Annotated in this window: 14 protein-coding genes; 5 read left to right on the top strand and 9 right to left on the bottom strand. The window is 69.7% G+C overall.

What is annotated here, in order from left to right:
- The first annotated feature begins 28 nt into the window (after positions 1-28).
- Positions 29-934 carry an intradiol ring-cleavage dioxygenase gene (locus RMT89_RS22355; RefSeq protein WP_315885531.1) on the top strand — a complete coding sequence of 302 codons (906 nt, stop codon included), beginning with the start codon at positions 29-31 and terminating at the stop codon, positions 932-934.
- A gap of 85 nt (positions 935-1,019) precedes the next feature.
- Here the strand turns inward: RMT89_RS22355 and drmC are convergent, their stop codons facing one another.
- From drmC to drmA, 3 genes are all read right to left on the bottom strand, one after another.
- Positions 1,020-1,775 carry a DISARM system phospholipase D-like protein DrmC gene (gene drmC, locus RMT89_RS22350; RefSeq protein WP_315885530.1) on the bottom strand — a complete coding sequence of 252 codons (756 nt, stop codon included), beginning with the start codon at positions 1,773-1,775 and terminating at the stop codon, positions 1,020-1,022.
- Between the two features lie 62 nt (positions 1,776-1,837).
- Positions 1,838-3,694, bottom strand: coding sequence for a DUF1998 domain-containing protein (locus RMT89_RS22345; protein ID WP_315885529.1), 1,857 nt, complete (start codon positions 3,692-3,694; stop codon positions 1,838-1,840).
- Positions 3,691-7,305 carry a DISARM system helicase DrmA gene (drmA, locus tag RMT89_RS22340; RefSeq protein WP_315885528.1) on the bottom strand — a complete coding sequence of 1,205 codons (3,615 nt, stop codon included), beginning with the start codon at positions 7,303-7,305 and terminating at the stop codon, positions 3,691-3,693. The genes RMT89_RS22345 and drmA overlap by 4 nt, the downstream gene beginning before the upstream one ends.
- A 403-nt stretch (positions 7,306-7,708) precedes the next feature.
- Here drmA and RMT89_RS22335 point away from each other — a divergent pair, with 403 nt between their 5' ends.
- Positions 7,709-8,122, top strand: a complete 414-nt coding sequence (locus RMT89_RS22335) for a DUF4365 domain-containing protein (protein WP_315885582.1) — start codon at positions 7,709-7,711, stop codon at positions 8,120-8,122.
- Entirely contained in the window at positions 8,119-9,285 is a 1,167-nt protein-coding gene (locus RMT89_RS22330; protein ID WP_315885527.1) for a hypothetical protein, read from the top strand. The genes RMT89_RS22335 and RMT89_RS22330 overlap by 4 nt, the downstream gene beginning before the upstream one ends.
- A gap of 7 nt (positions 9,286-9,292) precedes the next feature.
- Here RMT89_RS22330 and RMT89_RS22325 read toward each other — a convergent pair whose 3' ends face one another.
- From RMT89_RS22325 to RMT89_RS22310, 4 genes are all read right to left on the bottom strand, one after another.
- The gene (locus RMT89_RS22325; RefSeq protein ID WP_315885526.1) at positions 9,293-9,610 is read right to left on the bottom strand and encodes a hypothetical protein; all 318 of its coding nucleotides are present in this window, start codon (positions 9,608-9,610) and stop codon (positions 9,293-9,295) included.
- A 190-nt stretch (positions 9,611-9,800) separates the two neighbouring features.
- On the bottom strand, positions 9,801-10,685 hold the full coding sequence (locus RMT89_RS22320) for a hypothetical protein (protein ID WP_315885525.1): 885 nt from the start codon (positions 10,683-10,685) through the stop codon (positions 9,801-9,803).
- Between the two features lie 18 nt (positions 10,686-10,703).
- The gene (locus RMT89_RS22315; protein ID WP_315885581.1) at positions 10,704-11,582 is read right to left on the bottom strand and encodes a helix-turn-helix domain-containing protein; all 879 of its coding nucleotides are present in this window, start codon (positions 11,580-11,582) and stop codon (positions 10,704-10,706) included.
- Between the two features lie 146 nt (positions 11,583-11,728).
- Positions 11,729-12,304 carry an ATP-binding protein gene (locus RMT89_RS22310; RefSeq protein ID WP_399498468.1) on the bottom strand — a complete coding sequence of 192 codons (576 nt, stop codon included), beginning with the start codon at positions 12,302-12,304 and terminating at the stop codon, positions 11,729-11,731.
- A 163-nt stretch (positions 12,305-12,467) separates the two neighbouring features.
- Between RMT89_RS22310 and RMT89_RS22305 the strand changes: the two genes are divergently transcribed.
- Together RMT89_RS22305 and RMT89_RS22300 are read left to right on the top strand one after the other, a co-directional pair.
- A complete protein-coding gene (locus tag RMT89_RS22305) occupies positions 12,468-13,343 on the top strand; it encodes a helix-turn-helix transcriptional regulator (RefSeq protein WP_315885524.1) in 876 nt (291 codons plus the stop codon).
- Positions 13,340-13,552 (top strand): DUF397 domain-containing protein, encoded by a 213-nt coding sequence (locus RMT89_RS22300; protein ID WP_315885523.1) that lies wholly within the window; start codon positions 13,340-13,342, stop codon positions 13,550-13,552. The genes RMT89_RS22305 and RMT89_RS22300 overlap by 4 nt, the downstream gene beginning before the upstream one ends.
- Positions 13,553-13,615: 63 nt before the next feature.
- Here RMT89_RS22300 and RMT89_RS22295 read toward each other — a convergent pair whose 3' ends face one another.
- Both RMT89_RS22295 and drmD read right to left on the bottom strand, forming a co-directional pair.
- A complete protein-coding gene (locus RMT89_RS22295; RefSeq protein ID WP_315885522.1) occupies positions 13,616-17,794 on the bottom strand; it encodes an Eco57I restriction-modification methylase domain-containing protein in 4,179 nt (1,392 codons plus the stop codon).
- The gene (drmD, locus tag RMT89_RS22290) at positions 17,794-21,045 is read right to left on the bottom strand and encodes a DISARM system SNF2-like helicase DrmD (protein WP_315885521.1); all 3,252 of its coding nucleotides are present in this window, start codon (positions 21,043-21,045) and stop codon (positions 17,794-17,796) included. Before drmD ends, RMT89_RS22295 begins: the two co-directional genes overlap by 1 nt.
- Positions 21,046-21,129 lie beyond the last annotated feature (84 nt).

Raw genomic sequence — 21,129 nt, 5'->3', positions numbered from 1 at the left:
TACAGCCCTCTTACCTAGCGTCCTGGGCATGACGGGAAACCACACGGCCCAAGAGCCGAAGCACAAACGCGACGTGACGCGTCGCAAGGTCGTCGTCGCCGGGGCGGGCGCGGTCGCCGCGGTGGGCGTGGGCGGCACCCTCGCGGCGGGGGCGTTCGCCGACGGGAGCGGCGACAGCGGTACGGACACCACCGCCGAGACCTGCTACAAGCTGACCTCGGAGACCACCGAGGGTCCGTACTACATCGACGCCGACAAGATCCGGCAGGACATCACCGAGGACAAGGAGGGCATCCCGCTCGTCCTGAACCTCAAGGTGATCGACTCCGAGACCTGCAAGCCGATCCGTAACGCGGCGGTCGACATCTGGCACTGTGACGCGCTCGGCATCTACTCGGGTTACGAGAGCCTGTCGACGGGCGGGGGCGGCGGTGCCCCGCCGACGGACGCCCCCTCGGGTGAGCCGACGGGCGAGCCCCCGTCCGGTGCGCCGTCCGGCGGCACAGGCGGCGGGGTCCATGAGGAGCCCACCGACGACGAGCGCTATCTGCGCGGCACCTGGAAGACCGACAAGCAGGGCCGGGTCACCTTCAGGACGATCTTCCCGGGCTGGTACCGGGGCCGTACCGTCCACATCCACACCAAGGTGCATGTGGACGGCGAGTGGACGGACGCCGGCTACGAGGGCGGCACCACCTGCCACACCGGCCAGTTCTTCTTCGACGAGGAGTCCGTGCTCGCCTCCGCCGAGGTCGAGCCGTACGCGACCTCGACGACCGAGCGCACCACGCTCACCGAGGACACCATCTACGACCAGAGCGGCACGACCGGCGGTCTCCTCAAGCTGAAGTACAGCAAGAAAAACATCGCCAAGGGCGTCGTCGGGTCGATCACGATGGGCGTCGACCCGGACGCGACGAACACCGGTACCTGACGGTCCGGCCGGCGGCGCACCGCTCGGCGCGGGGTGCCGCCGGAAGCTGTCTCAGGTGTCTCGGAGCATCCCGTCGCCCGATCGTTCACGCACGGCGCATGACGTCGTTCCCTGGGGCCAGCAGCCAGTGAAAATGCTCGACGAGGGGTTTCACGAGGCGTGGGTCACGGAGCAGCACACCGAGTTCGATGTTCTCGGACAGGGCCCTGTCGGTCAGGTTGGCGCTGCCCAGGAACGCGGTGTGCCGATCGGCTGCGATCAGCTTGGCGTGCAGTACACCTGCCGCTCCGTCGCGATGCCAGACCCGCACTTCCTCGGGAAGCGCGGTGAAGGCCGCCGACGCCTGAGTGGATTCCTCGAGCAGGAGATCCACCTGGACTCCACGCTCGACCGCCCGTTGTATCTCCGCCACGACGTCCTGAGCGCCGTGGGCGGCGAAGCTGGCGATCAACAGCGATGTGGTTGCCGAGCGGATCACCTCCACGGCGACTCCGCTCGTCAGCCGTGCTGGGACTGAGGCGCTCAAGGGTCCGCTGATCACGACCTGAGCGGGCCTGGGCCGGGTGTTGGCGCGGGTCGTGGCCAGGGCCAGTGCGAGGCCCGCTCCGGATACACCGGGCGCCTCGGCGCGCCAGACACGGGTGATCTCCATCAGCTGGTGCGCGAGCCCGGCGGCGGACTGCGTTGCGATGAACCGGCTCAGTGGGACGTCGTCGGGTCCTGCGGCCGGCTCAAGGACGTGCTCCAGGGCGACAACGCGGTCTTCGGGCAGACGATCGCACAGGGCGGCCAGAAGACCGGGCAGCCGGTGCTGCGGAGTGGCGCTTCGGGCTCCGGGCACGCCCGCCGAGTCGGGTGATCCTCTGCCTAGCCTCTCTCGACCCGGTATCTCCCCCGGCTGATTCATGGCCTGAACGCGCACTTGTCGTCTGCCAGTGTCTCCACCAGCAGCGCTCGGTCCAGATAGTGGTTGCCCCGCTCGCAGGAGGTTTCTGCCGCGAATAGACAGGCATGGCAGGCCGCCCCGTGCAACCGGGCGTGGACGCGTGGATCGTGCTCGGCGCACATCGGGTCGGAGCTGCACAGCCGGGCTTCCTCCAGGGCCTGTGCCACGGCCGGGCCGAGCCGGTTGCCGCGGCCCAGCGAGACCAGCCCGCCCAGGGTTCCCTCGCTGTCAGGAGCTGCCGTGTACAGCAGGATTCCGGACATGGGGTCCGGGCCGGAGCGGGCGTAGATCCGTTCCGCTATGCCCGAGGCGCCGTAGCCGCACTCCAGGGCGAACTGGCGGATCAGCACGTGGGCCAGCGTGTGCAGGAGGACGTACCGGATACCGGGCCAGCGGGGCTCCACCCCACGGGCGATGGACCAGTCCCGGTGTGCGTCCTTGAGGGTCTGCTCGCGGGCGACTACCGCCTCACGCTGTTCCCACTCGGCGAGCTGTTGCTCCTTGAGGGCGAGGAACACGCCCTCGCCGCGCAGTTCCGCGCAAGGAACCCACGTGGGGTCACTTCGGCTGAGGGGCGCCCCGGAACGGGATTGCACCTCCTCGTCCGGCAGCCATTCAGGAGCCTCGATCCGGGTGAAGCCGGTGAGTGCCGAGACCTCGCGCAGCCGGTGGACCAGGACGACACTGTCGAGCCAGTCGCTTGTTCCGTCGGGTACGTGCCGCTCTCGTACGGTGGTGAAGTCGGGCAGGGCATGGTCGCGGGGGTTGGTGAAGGCTCGCCATTCGGGCGTGATGAGGTCGAACTCCTCGTCCTCATCGCTCTGCTGACCCGACACCGCCTGAGCCTCCCTGGTGACGGCGGCCCAGACCGCGTCCGCCCCGTACTGCTCCAGCTCGGCCCAGCACGCCTGCGTGGGCAGCAGCATCTTCGCCGCGTCCGCCGGTACGGCGGCCAGCGGTGACAGCAGGCTCCAGTGCTCCCTCACCGCCTGAGTGAGCGGCTCCTCGGCTCGCGGGATGCTGAACACCTTCAGCTGGGAGGCGAACCAGCTGTTGGTGGCGCCCAGCACCATGGTGCGGGCATGTTCAGGGCAGCCGGCCGGGGCGAAGGTGCCCAGGTGCGGGTGATGGCCACGGCACGCCGGAAGGTTCCGTTCGCCGGCCTGACCGATGGCGTCCGCCATGGAGCGGACCGCCTTGCACACACAGCGCACGAAGACATTGGCGGCCTCACCCGTGGTGCCCGACTCGGTCAGGCTCAGGGTCGGGTTCTCGCAGGGTGCACCACCACCGTGGACGAAGTAGACCCAGGGGAAGTCATCCATGTGGCCGTCCTTGCAGGCGACCAGGAACCGGGCGGGCAGAGCGGTCGGCTGGCCCTTGCCCGGGCCGCCACAGTTGGTGTGGACGTACTTGGTCTTCTCCGGCCGGTAAAGGTTGGGCCGGAGCTGGAAGAGGCCGCTCGAGGCGGGCGCCAGCTGATTGCACCGCTCGCGTGAGCAGCGCAGCCAGCGCGGGAACAGCCCGACCGGCACTCCTGTCCTGGTCCAGTCGCCGTACGGGTCGGCGGGGTTCTCCGGCAGGTGGGGTGGGGTGCGCAGGGCGGTGACAGTGCCGCCGAGGCGGCGGCGTACGGCGGCCAGGAGGCGGTCCTCGGTCAGGACGCGCGCACGGACCGGGTCCCATTCGTCGAGGCCCAGGACCATGGTGGACAGGTTGGGCAGGTCGGTCACGGCGCCGATGCCGTACGTGTGCAGGAGCTGGCTGGGGCGCAGTTCTCCCACGCGGAGCGCTGCGCCGGTGGGGCTGCTCATGTCCTCTCCCAGGGATCTTCGTCGGTGACCGGGGCGCCGCCGTCCTCCTGCTGTCGCGGGAGGTAGGGCGGTTCGTCATCGGGTTCGTGCCCTGCGGCGCCGGTGAAGATGAGTCTGATCGGCGGCTCGACCTCGCGCAGCGACGTCGGGCAGGTCATGAGCCTCCAAGGGCCGCTGTCCGGCTCCAGGAGCAGCGGGGCGACGTCTCCCTGGCTCCGGGCCGCTCGGTAGCCGAGGACGGCTCCGGGTGCCCTGCGTTTCTGCTCCCAGTAGTCGAGGCGGGCGTCGAGCCGGGTGCGCACCTCGTCGACGACGTGCCGGTCCGCCAGGACATCCCGGGCGCGCAGTTCCAGCGAACGCAGGGCGTGACTTACGACCTCGCCGCGGCGGTCCACCCACTGGGCACCGCGGTTGGGGTTGTAGTCGGCCTTGAGATTGCGGATCAGGGACGCGAGAACGCCGGTCAGGCCGCGGTCGACCGCACGGTCCGCGAACGGTGTGACGGACAGGGCCTCGACGTGCTGGTAGATGGTGGCGTGGAAGGACTCGAAAGTCTCGTAGTGCGAAAGGTCGCGCGGGCGCGCCCAGTTGAGCACGGTGAAGACCAGGCCGGGAGCACGGCGGCCGACTCGGCTGGTGGCCTGGATGTACTCGGCGGTCGACTTGGGCTGGTTGTTGACGACCATGACGCCGAGCCGGGAGACGTCGACACCGACGGCGATCATGTTGGTGGCGAGCAGGACGTCGATGGGGCGGGGCGAGCCTTTGGGCCGACGACCGAAGGTGAGGTCGAGCTTGGCCAGGATGTCGGGGATGGCGTCTGAGGCCATCCGGCTGGTCAGCTCGGCCGGTTCACCGATGCGCCGGGCGGCGAGCCCTCGGCGGTCCGCCCGGATCAGCCTCGCCGACACGTCGTCCTCCACGAGCCGCCGCATGCCGCCCAGGTCGCGCAGGCTGTTGAAGTAGCCGACGAGCGTCATGTACGGGTCGGTCAGCTCGCTCGCCCCGTAGGTCTCGTAGAGGTGCTGGGCCGCGGCGAGCTGGGCGACGAACACCCTGATCGCCACGGACTTGGTGCGCACCCCCTGCGCGCAGATGCCCACGTACCGACGGCCCGGAGTCTCCTCGGGGGCGCGGCGCCGCGCGAAGAACGTGTCGTCGGCGTCCAGCCCCGACGGCGGGAAGACCGCTGTCTTTCGCGCGAAGAGGTCGTGGATCTGCCGGTCGGCGCGGCGGACCGTGGCCGTGGAGGCGATGACCTTCGGCCGCACCGTCCGGTCGGGCTCGGGATTCCAGGTGGAGAGCCGGTCCACCGCGGTCTCGTACAGGCCCGTGAGGGAGCCCAGCGGGCCGGAGATGAGGTGCAGTTCGTCCTGGACGATCAGGTCCGGCGGGCGCACCCGCACCACGTCCACGGTGGAGGCGGCAGCGTGCCCGTTGCTCGCCGGATGGCTGGAGGACTCCCATTCCGCGTCCACGGCCGACGGCGTGACGAATCCGTGCCGCGTGCACCGGCGGGAGACCTGCCCGAACAGCGCCTGGGTCTCGCCCTTCCAGGGCAGCTGGGCGAACTTGTCGACGGTGGCGATGACGAGGCTGGGCGGGTAGCGGTAGATCTCCTCGTCCACGACGAGGATCGGCAGTCCCTGCTCGTCGGCGGGCAGACCGAAGGCGGTGGCCCCGAAGGGGCATTCGTAGGCGTCGGGGCAGGTGATGAACGTCCGGCGCAGCGTGGTCTCGACGGCGATGTCTCGCCCCGCCTCCATTTTCGCTCCGCACCATGGACAACTGGTGAGCTGATGCGGCGAGCCCATCCGGCCGAAACCGCTGTACCCCTTGTCCTTCTTGCGCTCCTTGACCCAGTCGGCGGCCTGGTCGGTGGTGTTGGGGGTGACCCTGCCGCCCACCCACAGACCGATGCGGAACGGGTTGCGGCCCCAGCGGGCGGGCTCCTCCCGGCGGATCACCTCGCAGGCGCAGATCAGCGCGGCGGCACGCTGGAACTGCTGGATGGTCAGGAGCCGGAGGGTGTACCGCATGATCACGGCGACGCCGTGCTCGGCGTCGAGGCCGCCGAGGTGGGGTTTGCGCCGCCGGATGGCGAGGGTGAACGCGGTCAGGCCGAGGTACGCCTCGGTCTTGCCGCCACCGGTGGGGAACCACAGCAGGTCGGCCAGCGCACTGGCGTCGTCGGCGCGCTCAGGGTGGGCGGGATCGGCGAGCGACGGCAGATTGAGCAGCAGGAAGGCCAGCTGGAAGGGCCGCCAGCTGCGGTTCTCCGGCTGGTCGACCGCTTGGACCGCTTCTTCCAGCGACAGGGTGGGAGTACGGCGTCGGCTGCCCGCGGCGATGGTCTGCACGCGCTGGTGCCACATGGCGCGGTTGGCGAACCGGAAGGCGTCGAGGGCGTCGGGGTCGTCCTTCAGCAGATCGATGCCCGCCCGGATGCGATCGGCGGCCTTGCCGGCGAGACGCATGTTCTCCAGGGCTTCCGTGCGGTAGGCGTCGAGCCCGGCGGCAGGGTCGTCGACCGACTGCTTCTGCCGCTCGATCCAGGAGCGGTAACCGTCCACGAGGGGCAGGAGTGCGGCCCGCAGCGGAGCGGTCTCCAGCTTGCTCAACTCACTCATGTCCAGCACGAGTTCGGCGAGCTCGGGCAGGTCCTCGTCACGCCGGTCACGGCGCGGGTCCGGCACATCCGTGTGCGGGATCTCGTACGAGGGGGTGGCCGTGGTGGTGATGCGCATGGCGCGCCTGGGTTCGGCGGGATCGCTCTCGGCGTGCACCCCGGTGCCATGCCCCACGGCGAACTCCGGATGGAAGCGGTAGGTCATGGCGAGCGAGCGCCGCTCGTCCTGGTCGCTGCCAGGCCGCTCGATGGAGCGGCGCGGCAGGAAGGGCGCCGAGCCCGGAGCTCCCGACACGGTCATCGAGGCCTGGAACATCCAGTGGGTCGAACCTGGCCTGTTCTCCTGCCCGTTGACGAGGAAGAGGGACACCAGCCACGACCCCTCGTGCAGCCGGGCCCGCCCGCGCACGACGATGTTCAGGAAGTCGCGGGCATGCACGGGCTGTGCGGCCAGCTTCCCCTCCACCAGCTTCACGGTGACCGTGCCAGAGCAGGGAACCCGATGCCACACGCGCTTCGGGTTCCCCTCGATCTCCGAGTCCCCGCGCTCGTACCGCCCCCAGGCGCAGTCGACGGTCAGCTCCTGGACCTGCCGCTCCACCCGCAGCGTCAGCCCCAGTGTCGACGGGTGAAGACTCGGCATGGCGGGCGCGGAAGGCTCGGGGTCCCCAGCCTCGGGCTCCTGCTCCGGTGCCATGCCCGGCTCGTCGAGCGTCTCGGGTGCGACCATCTTGCCGACGGTCCGCAGGGGAGCGCCGTCCTCGTCCCGCACACCACCAGGGGCCAGCCGCCCGATGATGTAGTGGTCAAGGGGGTTGCCCGCCAGTTCCTCGGGTGCGTCCCCGGTGGGGCCCAGGAGATCGCGTACGACGAGCTCGGCGAGTTTGTCGCGCAAGTACTGCGGAGTGGGCGCGGACAGCACCGCTTCACCGGAGGCGGGGTCCGGCTCGGAACCTGGACTGGCGAGAGGCTGCTGGGTCACGTGGCCAGCGTAGGTCGGCGCACTGACAACGGGCACGGACTTGCGTACGGAACCGGCCTGATTCCGATCAAGGTTCTTGGCCGCCGGTGTGACCTTCGTTACGGTGCGTTGCCCGAGGGGTACGACACGCGCACGGGGGAGGTTTCGAGGGTGAGCGGGGGCATATGACAGACAACGGGACCGGCGGCATCCCCCACCAGTCGTCGGACAGCCTTCTGAAGCGCCTGTTCGCCCCGAACGGCGCCCCGCCGAACGGCCCTGAACCGCCGGCATGGGCAACCGGCTCGATGGGGTTCGGGGACAACGGCCACCGTGGCGCGTACGGCGAGGAGTTCATCCGCATGCTGGCCACGGCGGCCAACCTCGACGTGACGCGCAAAGAGCGTGACCGGGTCGGCGTGGACTGGCAGTTGGGCTATGCGGGACGCAGAGGGACCGCAGGTTTCCGGCCATTGAGGCACAGGTCAAGTGCACGTCGTCGCCGGACTTCCACGGCGACTACCTCCACTACAAGCTCAAGGTGAAGAACTACAACCAACTGGCCGGTCCGGATTACGAGATGCCGCGCTTTCTGTTCCTCGTCCTGGCCCCGCCCGACGCCTCCACCTGGTCGCACGCCACCGAGTACCGTCTGCGCCTGAGAAACGCCGCGTACTGGCTGTGCCTGCACGACCAGGAACCGCTCCCTCCGCCGGAGAACAAGTCGAAGACGGACAGCACTCGCACGGTTTACATCCCGCGTGCCAATCTGCTGACCGCCGACTCCTTGCACGAGCTGTTCGCCGAGGACTACCGGGAGCTGGTGGGAGCGTCATGACCGCGATCACGGATGCCGAGTTCGAGCAGGCCGCGACCCTCGCCCCCGGAGTCGTACGGCGTTATCTGAGCGGCAAGGGATGGAGTGCGGAGCGCGACCTGTCCGGTGCCGAGCTGTGGGAGTGGCGGCCGCAGGACGAGCCGGGCCCACCGTACGAGCTCCTGGTGCCGGTGCAGCGCCGCCGGGACTACGCGGGGCGGGTCGCCGACATCCTGGAGACCCTGGCCGTGGTCGAGGCGCGGCCCGCGGGCGACATTCTGCGGGAGATGCGGCTGCCACCGGTGGACTGGCAGTTCCTCCGCCTGGTACCGCCCGGCCCTTCCGGTACGGCCCCCCTCCTGGACCTGGTCTCGGCACTGACCGGCCTGAAGGACCTGCACACGGCGGCGGCGTCTTCGGCGCTGGGCGGGCAGCCGGTACAGCCCGCGCAGAAACCGCAGCAGGTGAAGGACCATGTGGCGGCGGTACGGCTGGACCAGACCCGCGTCGGCAGTTACGTGATCGCGGCGCACACCCCGCTGCCGGAGGGACCGTACGGCGGACACGACCGGAGGGGCCAGGGGTCCCTCTTCGGCGAGACGCAGCCCTCCGAGCCCTTCGCCCGCAAGGTCTCCCGGATGCTCTACGCAGGCGTCACATGTGCGCGTGCGGCGGCGGACAGCACACTGGCCGGGGACTCGGTGCCCCACGTCGAGCACATGGCGGACGCCGGCCTGTCGGCGAACCTCTGCGAGGCCCTGGTGAAGATCGCGGGCGAGGAGCGCCGCACCTTCTCGCTGTCCTTCGCGTGGTCGTCCGAGAGGCCGATGGAGCAGCCGTCACCTCCGGTCGCGATCAAACGACCGCATACGCGCGCGCTGGAGGCTGTGGCGAAGGATCTGCGGGAGCGGCTGGGCCGGGAGGAGGCGGCGATGCTCCATGGTGTGGTGACCAAGTTGCACTGGGATGTCAGCCCTCGTGAGGCGACGGTCTACGGTTCCCTCCTCCGCGAGGATCCCCAGCGGCATCGCAGTGTCCGGGTGGAGCTGCGGGCAGAGGACGTCGACAGGGCCACCGAGGCAGGTCGTCACGGTTGGGAGGTGACGGTGAGAGGCGATCTGGAGCCGCGCGGAACGGGTGTGCGGATGCGGGGAGTGACAGAGTTCGTGGTGCGGCCGGAGTAGCGGCAGCTCAACCGCGCACTGCCTTCAGGGCTTCGTCGAGTACGGCGGTCAGCTCCCGCAGCGCCTCCTGAGCCGTGACCGGAACCTCGCTCTCCAACATGCTCCGCGCACGCTCCGAGCGGGACGACAGGTCGGGACGGCGGGCGATCTCGATGTCCCTGGCCCAGCGGAGCACCCAGCTCCGCACAGGGCTCAGGGACTGCCACTCGACGGCCTTGGCGAAGGCCTCGTCCTTCGTGGCCTGCATCTCCTCCAGCCGGTCCGGGGCCACGACGGCGAGAGCCGCTCGCAGGGCGTCGGGAGTGTGCTCGGGGCGGGGGATCAACTCATGCCCCTGACCGGCGTACTCGCGTGCAGCGGCGAGGAAGACCGCCGTGTGTGCGGCTTCGATCTCCGCTTCGTCGCGCTCCTCTGTGCCCAGCTCGGTGAGAAGACGTGCGGCCCTCTCGGCAGCGGCCGGGTCGTCCCTCAGAAGCGCGCCTGCGCTCCCGCCAGCTCTCGCCGTTCACCCTGGGCTACTGGTCCGTGAAGATGTCTTCGGCCGACGGGGCTGTGACGGCCCGCCGCAGCCAGTGGCGCAGGATCTCGGGGTCGCCACAGCCGGTGATGCGTTCCCGGACCGCTTCGGGGACGTCGATGCCGCGCACGTCGAGGATGTCCAGGACGTCCTCGGCGGCGCGGCGCGCCTCGCCCTGGGCCCGGCCCTCGTCTCGGATTTCCTCGGAGAGGGGTGACTTGTAAAAGGAGAGGTCCACGGCCACCAGTTTCCTCCACTGTCGTGCGGCTGGGTACTTGCCCAGGCCCTGTGAGATGAGTTCGATGATCGGGTTGGCGACACCCTGCGGTGTGTCCCGCAGAACGGTCGTCATTGACTTGAGTATGACCCCGGCGTCCGGATGCTTGGCGTGAGTGATCGCGGACAGCGTGGCGAGGGCGAGATCCTTGCGGACCTCGGCCGGGTCGGTGAGCACCGGCATGTTGTGCGGTCCCGCGACCAGCGGCCGCAGGGTCAGCAGGGGCCACTGGCGAGGGCCGAAGCTGACCTCACGCGCGGCCCATTGCGCCGTGGCGCGGTCCTGGCAGACGACCAGCAGCAACGGCTGCAGCCGGTACTTGGTGAGCAGGTACGAGGCGTAGTAGGCCCAGCTGGCGGGCTTGTCCGGGTCCTTCTTCCCCTGGGCCTCGACCGCCAGGAGCAGCGGCTCGGCGTACTCCGTGTCCAGCCGCAGGAGGGTGTCCACGCGGCGTTCGACGGGGCTGGTCTCGGTGAGGTCGTTGGGCAGCACGGTGATTGAAGTGGGCGGGGGGAAGTCGATGCCGAGTACCTCGGACACCCCGGAGAAGAGGTCCGGATACTGCTGGAAGATGCGGTGCATCGCCTCGTGGGGCGAGTTGACCATATGGATTCCTGGGGTGGGTCAAGCCGCCGTAGATGCCGGTTGCCGGAGTTCGCGGCAATCGCGGCAGCGGCCGGGGGCGGGAGCACGGAAGGCGCGGTCGCAGCCGTCGCAGATCTGGAAGGGGTGTCTGGGTTCCGGGGCCGGTGGCGCTGGGGGCCGGAACGGGGGCGGGGGCGGGAGCTGGGCGGCCAGGCGGTGGGCGAGGAAGGCGGCCGGGCGGATCAGGGGTTCATTCGGCAGGTTCTCGGTCAGGGCGTGCCGTACGGCGGTGGGGGTGAAGTCGCGTTCCAGCCAGGCGGCGACGCCCGGGGCCAGGTGGTCGGCGTCGGTGGCCGAGAGGAGGAGGCGGGGGTCGTGGCGGCGGAGGCCGGCGAGGACGTCGACGGCCGTCTGGAGGAGGGCGGGGGAGGTGTACGAGGGCTGGGGTACGGCGGGGAGGCGCCGTTTGCGGGGCGGTGGCTTGTCCGGGGCCGGGCGTCGGGCGGGCCTGGTGGTGGTGCCGGGTGTGGTCGTGCGGTGGCCTGGCCTGTTGCAGGAGACCGTGCGGGTGACGATCCGGCCCGTGGGGGCCCGTAAGCGGGTCCGGCGCAGGTAGCCGTGGGTTTCGAGTTCGCGCAGGGCTGCGGCGATGCGGGTGGGGCCCTCCGGGAAGCGGGCTGCGAGGGTCTTGATGTCGATCGCCGTGCCCGGTCGCACCGACTGGATGTAGCAGCCCAGCCCGATCGCGAGCAGCGACAGCTCCTTGTGCTGGGTGAGGTCGTTGCCGATCACCGTGAAGTTCTCGGTGAGGCGGACGTTGTCGTGGACCACGCCGGAGTTCGGGCGCGCGTGGGGGTGGTTTTTGCCCGGGATACGGGACTGGACGCGCGAGGGCGCGCTAGGGTTTTCGGAGTCCATCGGGGAGCGGCTTTCCTCGGTGGTCAGGCCCTCGCCCTGGGATTGCCGTCCCGGCGGGGGCCGTCGCATGTCTGGGGTTGTGTGGTGTTGCTCGCGCCGAGCGTAGGGCAGGCAACCGGTCCCAAATCCAGCTGAGTTGGGCATATTCACTCGCGGGAGTGAGTTTGCCCGGCGGGAGGGAGGGGTGGGGCTTGGTGGGGTTCTTTGTCCCCAGTGGGTGGTGCATAGGGGGCGCAGGTCGGACCGGAGCGTGGGGCGTCAGGCTTCGGTGACTCCGGTGCTGGGGCGGCGAGTTCGACTTCGGCCCAGACCGTCTTGCGGGGTGGCAGGCCCCGGGTCACTCCCCAACGGTCGGCCAGCGCGGTCACGAGGATCAGGCCGCGGCCGGCTTCGTCGGCGTCCCCGGTGGTGTGCTGCGGGTGGGGTAGCCAGTCACCGAGTGTGTCGGTGACCTCGATGCGGAGGGTGTTGCCGACCACGTAGAGCAGGAGCTGGAAGTTCCGGCCGGGGACGCGACCGTGGGTGGCCGCGTTGTTCGCCAGCTCGGCGACGATGTTCGCCGCCGGGTCCAACGGGAGTCCCCAAGTGCGCAGTTCCTCCATAGCGAGCAGGCGCGCGAGACGGGCGCCGCGGGGTGTGGGGGACAGCAGGACGCGGAAGTTGCGGATGTGGCCCTCGGGTTGGGCGGGCTGTTCTGTTGGCTGGGCGAGTTTCTGAATCACGTCACTCAGCGTGGCCGTATCTGCTTACCGTGAGGAGTGACGTCGCAGTTGCGTACGGTGACTGTCCGGTCGTTGTCCGGTGGTGTCCGGGCTTGTCGGGGCAGTGCGGGCGGGTATGGGCGTGGCGGGTACGAGGCGGTACGACGGAGGGGCGGCGCGGGACATGTCGGTGGACACGGAGGCGGGGCGGCTCAGGACCGAGGCGGATGAGCCGGGGTGGGAGGTTGATCCCGACGACGAGTGGGGTGTGGCTGTAGTCGCCACCGTGGGGCGGCAGTTGAGGCTGCGGCGGGAGGCCGTGGGGATGCGGGCCGGCGAGTTCGGGAAGCGGCTCGGGTACGGCGAGGACATGGTGTACAAGATCGAGGGCGGGAAGCGGATTCCACGGCCTGAGTATCTGGACGACGCCGACAGGGTGTTGGGGGCGGGTGGGCTGATCTCCGCGATGAAGGAGGACGTGGAGAAGGTTCGGTATCCGAAGAAGGTGCGGGCCTTGGCGGACATGGAGGCCAAGGCGGTCGAGATCGGGATGTACGAGTGCAACATCATTGCTGGGCTCCTGCAGACGCCGGACCATGCCCGATCCGTCATCGGGGCGGCGCAGCCGCCGTACTCACCGGAGGACGTGGAGCGCATGGTGGCGGCTCGTGTGGCTCGGCAATCAGTATTCGAGCGCGACCCGGCACCCGCGCTCAGTTTCGTCCTGGAAGAGGGCGTGCTGCGCCGGCCCATCGGGGGCACAATTGTGTGGCGTCACCAGCTCGAACGGCTCCTGGAGGTGGGGCGGTTGCACAACGTCGTGCTCCAGGTGATGCCGATGAACTGTGACACCCACTCAGGACTGGACGGGCGTATCGAACTGCTGAAGTTCACGGACGGTACGGCGGTGGGCCGCTCTGACGGTGCGTTCAACGGTCGGCCGGTCCATGATCCCAAGCACCTGCGCATCCTCGAACTGAGGTATGGCACCATCCGGGCTCAGGCACTCTCACCCCGGGAGACCCTGGCCCTCATCGAGCAACTGCTGGGAGAAACATGATCCGCAAGGCCACTGCTGGGCACACCTCCGAGCTGGCGTGGTTCACGAGCAGTTACAGCGGCGGCAACGACGGCAACTCCTGTGTAGAGGTCGCCCACGCTCCCGGCACCATCCATGTCCGTGACTCCAAGTACCGCGACACCAGCCCCCGCCTCGCGCTTGCGCCGGAGGCCTGGGCGAACTTCGTGGCGTACGCGTCGGGGAGCTGACCTCTCAACTTCACGCGCCCCGAGCCTGGTTGTGAGCGGGCGCGGGGCGCGTTGTTGTACCGCTCAGAACAGGCCGTCCGGCTCAGGGAAGAGCGTGCCGTCGTCGAAGTTCTCCGGGGCGGTCTTGGGGGTGCGCGCGGCGGCCCGAGCCTTCGCCTTGGCCTTGCGAGCGGCAGCGCGACGCCGCTTGGCCTCCGGCGTGTGCAGGCCCTTCTCCATCTCTTCCTGGTAGCGGGCGTGGTTCAGCTCAAGGAGACGGTCCAGGATCTCGGTCTGGACGTCTGGGGCGATGGTGAAGCGTTCGCCCTGCGGTGTGATGTGGAAGCCGTGCTTCAGGTCGAGGTCGGTCCAGCGGTATGCCTCAGCGACGGCATGGTCCACCTCAATATGCGCTTGCCGAATGGATTCGATATCTGGGGCAGCTTCGGACTTGGTGTGGACAAGCTTGTAAACGGGGGTGAGCCCGATGTCCCGTACAGACATGGCGGCGCGCTGTGCTGTTTCCAGGATCCCGCCCGCCGAGTGGAGGCGCGGGCTTTCGTCGGCGCGGGGGAAAGTCTCATAGACGTCGGATGGGTTGTAGCGAAGGTCGCCCTTGAGACTGGAGCCCCATTGCCAGGCCCAGGCGACGTGGAATCCGCTCGACAGCAGAGCAAGCTGCGCAGATGAGGCTGCTGCAACGACTACAACCGCATCTGAGAAGACCTGGTCAGTCGGCAACCGGCTGGGCGCCAGCGAGTTGCTGTGGCGGACGATCACAATCGCGCGTTCCAGACCTGCGATCGCCGAGTACAGCTCCAGACGGCTCCGCTCGTACTGCCACCAGTGTTCACGTGCGTGCTTGCTATGCGTGACTTGCAGCCGAACCGGCTTTACTTCCCGCTCCACAACTGCGAACACATCCGTGTACTCCGCAGCCTTTTCCTGTGACCAGTCGTGGAAGTTTATTACCCACCTGCTCGCTGTAGCACCTGGTCGCTGGTTCAGGTCCTCTCCGTTGAGATACGGGAACACCACTTCCGCGTTCTTCGGGTCCTTTCCAATGAGCGCCTGCGCCTGCTCAGGCAACAGCACGAACCCCTTGCCCAGAACGTTCGACCCCTGGAACGACTGCGCTTCATTGGCTACCAAGCGATACGGCGTCCCTGCAACGCGAGACGCGGGATCCAACCCGGGCGTAATCCCTCGTACCTCCTTGCCGTCCAACACTGGCGCCTCGCTCGTCCCGAACTTCCCCGTCAGCCACAACAGCGACACAACAACTGCCGCCGTCCCCGACCACGGCTGTGACTTCACCGCCCGATAGACCGTCCAGTCACCCGCCGTCGCCTGATCGAGCCCCACCTCACGCGTGTCGCCCTGAGCGATTGTGTTCGTGGCGATGATGCCCGTGCGCCGCCCCGGCGCCAGCGCAAGGTTTCGCAGCAGGAAGTACGAGCACAGGTCCGCGCTACCCCGCTTTCCTCCACCAATCCGATTGACCAGGTACTCCCGATAGTCCTGCCCCAATGCCCCCGTGAGCTTCTGTCCACCAATGAACGGCGGATTCCCTACCACCACATCAAACCCCCTGGAACCCCCCACCCCCATAACCTCAGGAAACTCCAACGGCCAATGCAACGGCCGAACCGCCTCAGCCCGAGGCCCCTTCAACCACCCATCCACAATCCCCCGAGCCCGAACCCGCGCCTCCTCAGCCTCGTCACCCTCCCCAAGCGCCGTAGCCACCAGCCCCGCCACAGCCTCCAGCCGGTACCGATAAGCCCGGCTCTTCGCATCCTCCTTGGCGTCCCGGAACCGCGCAGCCCCCCGAGCCCCGCCCACGTTCTCCTCACCGGAGATCTCGGACGCCTCCTCATCAGAGATGCCCTCCGCGGCCAGCGCAGCTCCCACCACCGCGTCCGCAGCCAGCCGCAGCTTCCCGCTCAGCGCCTCCGCCTTCGCAAGCAGATCCGCCTTCTCCCGGACGACCCGGATATCCGTGACCGCAGTCGACTCGATCTGCCGCCGCAATTCGGCCGCCCGCGACAACAGCGACTCCGTACCCTCCAGCGCCCGAGCGACTTCCTCGCTCAACTGCCGGTCCTGCCAGTCCAGATGGAACTGCCGGACCTGCCGTACGTCGATGACCCCGACCAGCGAATCCCCGCTCCGCAACGCATGGTCCAGGAACGAGAACGGCCGCCCCTTCGCCAGGGTCACCAACCACAGCGACAGCTTGGCCAGCTCCACCGCCATGGGGTCGCGGTCGACCCCGTACAGGCACTGGTCGGCCACCAACCGCCGTGCGATCTGGTGCAGTTGCTCATGGTCGTCGCGGTCCACATCCCGCGCGATCTCCGGCGGAAGCTCGTCCTCCCGGAGCCACGCCTCCACCACCCGATCCGACAGGTACCGGCACGCCGACACCAAGAACGCCCCTGACCCCATGGCCGGGTCCAGTACCCGCAGCTTCAGCAGCTCCTCGGCCTTCTTCGGCCGCCACACCCCCGGCTCCGCACCCTCCGCCGGACCCGGCGCGAAGCACAGCGGAGCCAGCGTGTGCTCCACGACCTCCTCCGCCAGCTTCTTCGGCGTGTAGTGCGTGCCCGTGTCCCGCCGATTCCCCGACCGGACGACGATGACCGACCCCGCCGGCCACACCTTCGGCTCGCCGCGCAGGTCAGTGCCGTACAACCCGGCGAAAACAGCCGCCCGCTCCACCAGAGCCACGTCATTGCCGCACGCCGTCTCCAGCTCGACCGTCGCCGCACCGGAGGACTTCGCCTGCGCCGCCGTCACCGTGGCCGGCTTCGTGCCCGCCGCCTCCGCCACCTGCTCGGCCAGGGTGCCAGCCGCTGCCCACTCCTCCAGCCGAGCCAGCGGCAGCACCGCCTCGTACTTCTTGTCCCGCCCGAAGGACACCCCGACGTGCGGCTCCTGAGCCCAGTGGCAGCCGTACTCCAGCAGACCCTCGTAGACATGGCCGATCTGCTCGACGTCCAGGCCCTTGTACGACAGGCGCTCCTTTCCCTTGAAGCCCTTGCGGGCGCGCAGGGTCAGCAGCGCGTCGAGGATCTCGTACACCACCCGGTCCGTCACCCTGGCCGGGACGAGCCAGGGGAAGCGGGACGGGTCGAAGAGCGAGCCGCCGTACGGAGGGATCCACAGCTGGTCGTGCGTGCTGCCGCCGTGGATCGCCGCGAACACCGCCAGCAGGCGCGGCCAGGTCGCCTCCACCCGGTCGCCCAGCTCGTCGCCGTGCAGGCTCTGCGCCTTCGCCAGCTGGTCGTGCAGGGGACCGACGGCGTACGACTTGCTGTACAGCTCCTCGCCGGCGGGCAGCAGGCGCTGCTCCTCCGCGTACAGGAGGAAGACCAGGCGCATCATGACCGTGAGCGCGCCCTCGTAGACCTGCTTGGCGGGGACGTCACGGAGCAGCTCGCCCCCCGACTCCCTGTCCAGCCGCGACAGTTCCGCGACCAGCAGCGACACCGCCTCCCGGACCTGGCGGCCCAGCGTGTCGGTGACATCGGCCTGGGCGTCGGCGGTGCGGGCGAACAGGCCCGCCGTCGAGTCGGTCGGCTTGCCCTCCGCGTCCAGGGGCGGGCGGATCACCCGGCTCGCGGTGAGCAGGCTGGCGAAGGCACGGGCGAGGATCGGCTCCTCGGTCCACAGGTCCGCGTCGAAGACGGCGACCGTCGTCGCCTCCTTCGGGCGGGCGTGGACCAGGGCCCACTCGCGGCCGTTCGTGAGAAGAGCCAAGGGGACCTCTCGGGCCCGGCACAGCCCTGCCGCTCGGTCCGCGAGACCCGGCTGTTCGCCGCGCGGGCGGTTGAGGGGGCCCTCCCAGTCGTCCGTACGGAAGAACAGGGCGCGCGGGGCCAGGCCGCCGGAGCGGCCGGGGCCGACAAGGACCGCGTCGGGCGTGTTCGCGCCGGCGTGCAGCAGCTCGGGGATCGCCGCGCCCTCGCGCAGGCCGGGTGCCCGCCAGCCGAGCAGCTCGGTCAGGACGAACTTCTCCCACGCGGGCCGCAGCAGCGCGGGGTCCTCCTGGACTTCCGCCCATGCCTGCCGCAGCCTCTCCCATGTCTCCGGCGGGATCGTGTCCAGGCCCTGCTGGAACGCACCGACCAGCACCGGCAGCGACACGAACGGGCCATCGGGGCGCAGCAGCCGCAGCCAGTCCTCGTGCTGCTCGGCGGGGGTGGGGACCGAGCCCTTCGGCGGAACCTTCCTCGAAGCGCGGGCGGCGGTCGGCATCAGCGGTGCTCCTGGTGGGCGGTGGCGGAGAGGGAACGGGGGACGAGGAACGTCACGGCGACCGGGAACCAGCGGTCGGACGGGTCGGACCAGCGGCGGCGCAGCGCGGCCGTCTCCGTCTCCGTCACCTCCGGGAGTCGCCGGAGGCGCTCCAGCAACGCCTCCCGGTCCGCGCGCAGCTGGCGGCGCTCGTCGTCGACGTCGAAGAGCGACTCCTGCTGCCAGTGTCCGGTGTCGTCGAGCCGGTCCTGGATCGAGCGGCCGAGGTCCTCCAGGATCGCACGCATGCCCTCGACCTCCTCCTCACAGCGTTCGGCGAGGACGGTCTGGAGGGAGCGGAAGCGCCGGTTGGCGCGGGTGTTCAGGGCGCGGGCGAGACGCTCCTCCAGCTGGGGCCAGAGGTCGGTCAGTTCCGTCCGTACGGGCTCAGCGGGCAGTTCGTCCGTCGCCTCGGCCAGCCATCCGTCGACGTCCTCCATCTTCGCCGCGACGAACTTGCCCCCCTCGATCAGCCCGCCCGCCGTGATCACCTCCTCGTGCAGCCGCGTCCCGCCGCTGCCGGTGATGACCACCCGGCCGTACGCCACCACTGCCGGCTGCCGCAGCGCACCGTCCGGCACCACCCGGGCCGTCACCCGGGACAGGTGTGCCCCCGCCCCGCTCGACCACAGCTCGGCGCGCAACAGCCGCAGGCACATCTGCACCAGCCGGTGCCCCAGATGCATGTGGACCACGTCCGTGCGGTCGCGGGCCTCCGCCTCGTCGAAGACGACCGGGCGTTCCTTGCCGGTGAGCGGGTGGCGCAGGCCGTCGTTGCGGGCGCGCGCCCAGGCACCGGGCAGCTCCGGCAGGCGGAAGCAGCGGGCCGCCTTGCCCGGCTTGGGGTCGGGGACCTCGGTGAGGTCCTTGCGGTGGGCCAGCAGCAGGCCCGTACGGACGACCCGCTCGACGGTCTCCGGGTGCAGGTGGAGCTGGTGGCGGCTGTCCGTCAGGGCACCCACCAGGCGCTCCAGGTCGCGGGCGAGGTCGCGCTCGACCTGCAGGACGGCCTTGCCGGACCGCTTGGTGATCTCGGCGTCGGCGGTGGTCCAGTTCGAACGCCGGCCCAGCATCTTCTGCTCGACCTGCGCGGCGATCACCTCGCCCGCGCTGCCCAGGTCCTCGCGGATGCGCTCGGTCTTGCGGGCGGCCACGGCGAGGAAGTGCAGCTCGTCCTCCAGGGCGCCGTCCTCGTAGCCCGAGTCCGTCTGGTGGTCGTGCGCCGGGTCGAAGCCCTGCCAGCCCTGCGGCACGAAGTGGAACACGTCCACCTGGTCGGCCTTCTGCCCGTGCCGGTCCACTCGGCCGTTGCGCTGTTCGAGGCGGTTGGGGTTCCAGGGGATCTCCCAGTGCAGCACCCGGTGGCAGTGCGCCTGGAGGTTGATGCCCTCGCTGGCCGCGTCGGTGCCGAGCAGGATGCGGACGGGGGACAGGTCGGGGCTTTCCTGGAAGACCTGCTTGACGCGCTCGCGCTCCTCCTGGTCCTGGCCGCCGTAGAGCTGGGCGATGCGCTCGGCCGGGTACCCGGCGGCGATCAGCTGCCCGTACAGCCAGCGCTGGGTGTCGCGGTACTCGGTGAAGACGATGACCCGCTCCCGCTCCCACTCCCCGAGCGGGCCGTCCGGGCAGACGATCCCGTCCAGCCACTCCCGGAAGCGGGCGAACTTGGCGTCCGGCCGTTTCCCGGCGTCGACCGCCCACGCGTCCAGTTCCCTGAGGAGTGTGTGCTCGTGCTCGGAGAGCGGACGCATGGCCTGGCGGGCGGCGGTGAAGGCGCGCGTCGCCGCCTCGGCCTGCTCCTGCTCGTCGTCCTCCTCGGCCTCCTCGATCCCGTCGATCAGGGGCCGCAGTACCCGGACGCTCGGGGCAGGCTCCTCCTCCGGCCCGGCATGCCGGGCCGTCATCGTCTTGAGGTGGGTGTTGATCGTCTCCGCGAACGCCTTCGGCGACGACAGGAAGCGCTTCTTCAGCAGGGTCGTCACGAAGTCGGAGGCGGTCCGGCCCGCCTTCCCGCCGCCCTGCCCGTCCCGGCGCGAGCGCGCGTACTCCGTCAGCTTGGCGTACGCCTCGCGCATCGCGTCGCTGTACTCGACCTCCAGTGCGTGCGGCACCCGCCGGGGGAAGCGCGGCTTGCCGTTCCACAGCGGAGGGAGGTCCGACTTCATACGGCGCACCATCACCCGGCGCAACTGCTCGTCGGACGGCTTGATGCCCCGGGCGAACCGGTGGTCGTCGAGGAGTTCCAGGAGCGCGGTGAAGGACTCCAGGTAGCCGTTGTGCGGCGTCGCGGAGAGGAAGAGGCGGTGCTCGCAGTGGGGCGCGAGCAGCTTCACCGCTCGCGTGCGCTGCGAGTCCACCGCGTACTTCCCGGTGCCGGACGGTGCACAGGTGTGGACCTCGTCCACCACCAGCAGATCGAAGGCGCGCGGATAGTCGGGCACGGGCGGCAGCAGCTCCCGCAGCATCCGCAGCGGACGCTCGCGCTTCAGCCAGTCGATCGAGACGATGAGGCGCGGGTGGTGGGTCCACGGGTTGGCGTAGAGCCCGGCCGAGCGGCGCAGGTCACGCAGCATCCGGGTGTTGACGATCCGGAAGTCCAGGCCGAACTTGTCCCGCATCTCGTCCCGCCACTGGAGCGTCAGTCCGGCGGGGCAGACGATCAGCATGGAGCGGGCGCGGTGGCGCAGCATCAGCTCCTGCATCACCAGACCGGCCTCGACCGTCTTGCCCAGGCCGACGTCGTCCGCGATCAGCAGGTTCGTACGCGGCATGGACAGGGCGCGGACCACGGGGTCCAGCTGGTAGTCCTGGATCTCGACGCCGGAACGGAACGGGGCCTGGAGGGCCGTTTTGTCGGCGGAGGCGATGGCGCCCCAGCGCACGGCGTCCAGGAAGGCGTCCAGACGGCCCGGCTCGTCGAAGCCGTCACGGGGCGAGGGCAGCTCGTACCGATCGTGGACGTCGGTCGACTGCTCCAGCTCCCACACCACCCGCAGTTCCTCGTCCCGGCCGTCGCTCTCAAGAGAGGACAGCGTGACGAGGTGGCTGGGAGCCGCTTCCGCGGTGCGTGCAGGATCGTCACTGGTGGCGGTCGAACGCAGGACGTCGGTCACCGCCCACGGACGATTGCGTACGGTGACCCGCTGACCTGGAGCAGGTGCCGGGTGACTCGTCGTGTCCGGAATCTCCACCTGCTTGACCATCGACCGCATGCCCCCAGACCTCACCGATACTGCCTTACCAGCGGTTGTAGAAGTCTAGGTGCGGAATGCGACGTGACACTCCTGGATGCCCGA

This window comes from Streptomyces sp. P17 (assembly GCF_032436805.1).
GTDB lineage: Bacteria > Actinomycetota > Actinomycetes > Streptomycetales > Streptomycetaceae > Streptomyces.
This window is presented reverse-complemented; position numbering and strand designations above follow the sequence as displayed.